General features: G+C 74.2%; 4 protein-coding genes and 1 pseudogene. 4 read left to right on the top strand and 1 reads right to left on the bottom strand.

Annotation, left to right across the window (positions count from 1 at the left end; all coding sequences use genetic code 11):
• A partial coding sequence (locus ACWEVO_RS28950; RefSeq protein WP_452310647.1) for an MFS transporter occupies window positions 1–660 on the top strand: 660 nt, incomplete at its 5' end.
• A gap of 88 nt (window positions 661–748) precedes the next feature.
• Here the strand turns inward: ACWEVO_RS28950 and ACWEVO_RS28955 are convergent.
• On the bottom strand, window positions 749–1,177 hold the full coding sequence (locus ACWEVO_RS28955; protein WP_452310648.1) for a hypothetical protein: 429 nt from the start codon (window positions 1,175–1,177) through the stop codon (window positions 749–751).
• A gap of 113 nt (window positions 1,178–1,290) precedes the next feature.
• Here ACWEVO_RS28955 and thrB point away from each other — a divergent pair, with 113 nt between their 5' ends.
• From thrB to ACWEVO_RS28970, 3 genes and pseudogenes are all read left to right on the top strand, one after another.
• A complete protein-coding gene (thrB, locus tag ACWEVO_RS28960; RefSeq protein WP_452310650.1) occupies window positions 1,291–2,229 on the top strand; it encodes a homoserine kinase in 939 nt (312 codons plus the stop codon).
• Between the two features lie 293 nt (window positions 2,230–2,522).
• Window positions 2,523–4,547: a transcription termination factor Rho gene (gene rho / locus ACWEVO_RS28965; protein ID WP_452310649.1), complete on the top strand. Its 2,025-nt coding sequence runs from the start codon at window positions 2,523–2,525 to the stop codon at window positions 4,545–4,547.
• Window positions 4,548–4,686: 139 nt separating this feature from the next.
• Window positions 4,687–5,487: pseudogene (locus tag ACWEVO_RS28970) on the top strand (phosphodiester glycosidase family protein); the annotation flags it as partial.

The raw sequence follows: 5,487 nt of genomic DNA on the forward strand, positions 1-5,487 counted from the left end.
CCCCGCGACCCGGCGGCGGCGACCCCGCGCACCTGGGCGGCGATCCGCGAGGCGCTGGGTTACATCGCGCACCGGCCGCGGGTGCTCGCCCTCGTCACCGTCAAGTCGGCGGTCGGCCTGGGCAACGGGGTGCTGACCGTCTTCCCGCTGCTCGCCGGCGTGTACGGGGTCGGCTCGATCGGGACCGGGCTGCTCTTCGCCAGCCGGGGCGCCGGGGCGCTGGTCGGGCCGATCCTGATGCGCCGGGTGCTGAGCAACCGGGCCTGGCTGCTGACCGGCCTGGCGCTCTCCATGTCCCTCTACGGCCTGGCGTACGTCGGCGCCTCGGTGGTGGACTGGTTCCCGCTGGTGCTGGTGCTGGTCTTCCTGGCCCACCTCGGCGGCGGCAGCAACTGGGTGATGTCCAACTACGCGTTGCAGGGCGAGGTGCCGGACCGGCTGCGTGGCCGGGTCTTCGCCACGGACATGATGCTGGCGACCCTGGCCATCTCGGTCAGCCAGCTGGTGGTGGCCCTGGTGGTGGACGCGGTCGACGAGCGGACCGTGCTGGCCGGCTGCGGCCTGGTCACCGTGGTCTACGCGATCGGCTGGCGGCTCGCCACCCGGCGGCTCTCGCTCACCGAGCCGGTCGAGGAGCCGGAGCCCAGCCGCACCGCCTGACCCGCCGACCGGCAGATCCGGGGAGCGCACTCCCGCGCGTCGGGCTGCGCGCGGCCGTCGGCGGGTGCCCTCGGTCCCTGCCGCCGGCTCAGAGCCGCTCGGTGGGCTGCGGCGGGATGACGGCCGGCGACGGCGGGTAGGGCGCGGCGGCCGGTGCCGGCCAGCCGGTCCAGTGCGCGGGCCCGTCCGGGCCGGCGCCCCGCCGCCCGGAAAGCGCGCCCGCGATGATCAGGGCCATCCCCGCCGGGTGCAGCAGGAGTTGGAGCACGCCGACCGCCATGCCGAACCGCAGGGCCCCCGTGCCGCTCCAGGTCCCGTAGATGTGAGTGAGGGTCAGCACCCAGGCCACGTTGAGCAGCAGGGCGAGCAGCAGCAGCGACACCCCGCCGAGGAGCAGCCCGCGCGCGGCCCGGGGCAGCCGCCGGTGGACCAGCGTGAGCACCAGCCCGGTAACCAGGACCAGGAGGGTCGGCAGTTGGAAGAGCAACTGGCCCGCCGGGGAACCGAAGATCCGCACGCCGTCTCCCGCCGTCGATGAGTTGCGGGCCACGCTAGTGCAGGCGCGCCAGTCCCACGGGGCGGGCGAACCGGCGGGCTGTCGGTCCGGAGTCCTAGCATGAGCCGGTGCCGATGACTTTCGCCTCCGGTCCCGTCCGGGTCCGGGTGCCCGCGACCAGCGCCAACCTGGGGCCGGGCTTCGATTCGCTCGGGCTGGCCCTCGGGCTGCACGACGACGTGGCCGCCGAGGTGACCTCCGGCGGCGTACGGGTGGCGGTGTCCGGGCAGGGCGCCGGCGAGCTGCCGGCCGACGACAGGCACCTGGTGGTGACCTCGATGCGGGCGGCCTTCGAGGTGCTCGGCGCGCAGCCGCCGGGGCTGGCCCTGGAGTGCGTCAACCGGATCCCGCAGGCCCGTGGGCTCGGCTCCTCCTCGGCGGCGATCGTGGCCGGCGTGCTGCTGGCCCGGGCCCTCGTCGAGGACGGCGCGGCCCGGCTGGACGACGCCGCGGCGCTGCGGCTGGCCGCCGAGATCGAGGGGCATCCGGACAATGTCGCGCCCTGCCTGCTCGGCGGTTTCACGATCGCCTGGACCGAGCCGGCCGGCGCCCGGGCGGTCTCCCTGGCCGTCGCCGACGCCGTCCGCCCGACCGTCTTCGTGCCCGGCGAGCGCGGCCTGACGGCCGCCGCCCGGGCCGCGCTGCCGGCCACCGTGCCGCACGCCGAGGCGGCGTTGACCGCGGGCCGGGCGGCGCTGCTGGTGCACGCGCTGACCGCCGATCCGGCGCTGCTGCTGCCGGCCACCGTCGACCGCCTGCACCAGGACTACCGGGCGCCTGGCATGCCGGCGACGGCCGCCCTGGTCAGCGCGCTGCGTGAGGCCGGTGTGGCGGCTGTGGTCAGTGGGGCGGGCCCGACCGTACTGGCGTTGACCGAGGTCCCGGCGGGTTTCCAGGCGGGAACAGATTGGCAGCGTTGGGAGTTGCCGATAGATGTCAGCGGTGCCCGGGTCGCCCGGGGTAGACTGGGACACGCCGAGCGGGACCCTGTTGCCGCAGGTCGCAAGAGTTGATTACGCTCTAGGGCAGCACAGCCGCGAAGCATGCGATCTCCTGCGGGTCGGCGCACCCCCGAAGCTCTCGGCGGTAAGCCCGTCACCCCTGCCAAGGCCCACGCCGCACCGCAGTTTCCACAGGTCGCCGCAGACGGCGAGACCTGCTCACCGATGGTGGTGAGTCGGGAAACCGACCGGCTGCTGTGTTACAGACTCCCGCGACGCGTCCCTGCGAGGCGGGTGCACCGAGGCCGCCCGGCCACCTGCTCCACGACTCCGGGCAGTCCCGGCCTATCGAGGGAAGGAATCCATTGAGCGACACCACCGACGTGACGTCGGATGTTTCCAACGTCGCTGGCGAAGCCACCACCGCCGCCCCCACGCGCCGTCGGCGCAGCGGCACGGGCCTGTCGGCGATGCTGCTGCCAGAGCTGCAGAGCCTGGCCGCGTCGCTCGGTATCTCCGGTACGGCTCGCATGCGTAAGGGCGAGCTGATCAGCGCGATCACCGAGCGCCAGGGCGGCGCCGCCGCCGGGACCCCTCGACCGCGGGCCGAGGTCGCGGCCGCGGCCGCGCCCGCCCGGGAAGAGGTGCACGCCGAGGTACGCGAGGAGCGGGCCGAGCCGGCGCCGGTCGCGGAGGCGACCGAGGGCCGGACCCGGACCCGCCGGGGCCGGGCCACCGCCAACGCGGAGGCGCGGCCGGCGGAGACCCGTACCGAGGAGGCCCCCGCCGAGACCGGTGAGCGTCCCGAGCGGGGCGAGAGCCGTCAGCGGGCCGAGCGTGGCGAGCGGGTCGAGCGTGGCGCTGAGCGTGGCGAGCGGGCCGAGCGTGGCGCTGAGCGTGGCGAGCGGGCCGAGCGTGGCGGCGAGCGGGCCGAGCGTGGCGGTGAGCGGACCGAGCGCGGTGAGCGCGGGGGTGACCGCGGCGACCGCAACGAGCGGGGTGACCGCGCCGAGCGCGGCGAGCGCAACGAGCGTGGGGAGCGCGCCGAGCGGGGCGACCGCAACGACCGGGGCGACCGCAACGACCGTGGCCAGCGGGCCGAGCGCGACAACCGCGACAACCGGGACGACGACGAGGACGGCGAGGGCGGCGGCCGGCGCGGCCGGCGCAGCCGGTTCCGCGACCGTCGGCGGGGCCGCGGCGAGCGGGCCGAGGGCGGCGACGCTGGCGGCCGCGAGCCGCAGGTCGGCGAGGACGACGTGCTCGTCCCGGTCGCCGGCATCATCGACGTGCTCGACAACTACGCCTTCGTCCGGACCACCGGCTACCTGGCCGGCCCGAACGACGTGTACGTCTCGATGTCCCAGATCAAGAAGTACGGCCTGCGCCGCGGTGACGCCATCACCGGTGCGGTCCGCGCGGCGGCCCGGGAGGGCGAGCAGCGGCGCGACAAGTACAACCCGCTGGTCCGGCTGGACACCATCAACGGGATGGAGCCGGACGAGGCGAAGCGCCGTCCGGAGTTCTACAAGCTCACCCCGCTGTACCCGCAGGAGCGGCTGCGGCTGGAGACCGAGCCGCACATCCTGACCACGCGGGTCATCGACCTGGTGATGCCGATCGGCAAGGGCCAGCGGGCGCTGATCGTGTCGCCGCCGAAGGCCGGTAAGACGATGGTGCTGCAGGCGATCGCGAACGCGATCACCCGCAACAACCCGGAGTGCCACCTGATGGTGGTGCTGGTCGACGAGCGGCCGGAAGAGGTCACCGACATGCAGCGGTCGGTGAAGGGCGAGGTCATCGCGGCCACGTTCGACCGTCCGCCGCAGGACCACACCACGGTGGCGGAGCTGGCGATCGAGCGGGCCAAGCGCCTGGTCGAGCTGGGCCACGACGTGGTCGTGCTGCTCGACTCGGTGACCCGGCTCGGTCGGTCGTACAACCTGGCGGCGCCGGCCAGCGGCCGGATCATGTCGGGTGGTATCGACTCCACCGCGCTCTACCCGCCGAAGCGCTTCCTGGGTGCGGCCCGCAACATCGAGAACGGCGGCTCGCTGACCATCCTCGCCACCGCGCTGGTGGAGACCGGGTCCATGGCGGACACGGTCATCTTCGAGGAGTTCAAGGGCACCGGCAACGCCGAGCTCAAGCTGGACCGGAAGATCGCCGACAAGCGGGTCTTCCCGGCGATCGACATCAACCCCTCCGGCACCCGCAAGGAGGAGGTCCTGCTCGCGCCGGAGGAGCTGGCGATCGTCCACAAGCTCCGCAAGGTGCTGCACTCGCTGGACTCGCAGGCGGCGCTCGACCTCCTGCTCGACCGGCTCAAGCAGTCCCGGACGAACATCGAGTTCCTGATGCAGATCGCGAAGTCCACTCCGGGCGAGTGACCTGACAGGAGCGACCTGAAGAGGGGCACGGCCAGCCGGTCGTGCCCCTCTTCGTGTGCCGGGGCAGGGACTGAAGTTTTTCTTCGGTTAAGCCCACAGCTCTTGAAACTTCTGTGCAAGTCCGGGTTGACTGTCGTCCATGCGTACCCGCAGTCGATCCGCCCGTCTCACCGGCGCCCTGCTGCTGACGCCGGTGCTCACCCTGGCCGGACCCGTGCCGGCGGGCGTCGCCGCGCCCCCGGCCGCGACCGCCACTTTCGCCGAGGACGCCCCGGCCGCCTCCTCCCGCCCCGACGCCGCGGTCGCCCTCGCCGCCGAGGGCCTCGAGCCCGCCGGCGGCCTGGACACCGCGAAGACCACCCGTCCGGTCGCGCCCGGACTCGACCTGACCTCCTTCGACCGGTACGACGCCGCCGGCTGGCTGCGTGCCGACGCCCTCACCGCCGACCTCTCCGGCGGCGTCACCGTGGACTACGTCAACTCCGGCGCGGTCACCCGGGACGAGCCGCTGCGCGCCGCGGTGGACCGCTCCCGGGCGGTGGCCGCCGTGAACGGCGACTTCTTCGACATCAACAACTCCGGCGCCGCCCAGGGCGTCGGCATCCGCTCGGGCGAACTGGTCCAGTCGCCGGTCGCCGGGCACACCAACGCCGCCGCGATCAGCCCCGAGGGGCTGGGTCGGATCATCCAGGTCGGCTTCGAGGGCAGCGCCGCCCTGCCGGCCGGGCCGGTCCCGCTGACCCAGTTCAACAACATGGTGCAGCGCGACGGCGTGGGCGTCTTCACCCCGCTCTGGGGGACGTACACCCGCCGGCGGGCCGTCGAGGGCGCGGCCCGGGTGGTCGAGGTGACGGTGACCGGCGGCCGGGTCGCGACCGTGGCCACCGCGGCGGGCGAGGGCCCGATCCCGGCCGGCACCACCGTGCTGCTCGGCCGGGAG

Source organism: Micromonospora sp. NPDC003776 (genome assembly GCF_053605645.1).

Excerpts from the sequence above, each read along its gene's own strand:
- thrB (WP_452310650.1), top strand. The coding sequence starts at position 1,291 with ATGACTTTCGCCTCCGGTCCCGTCCGGGTCCGGGTGCCCGCGACCAGC.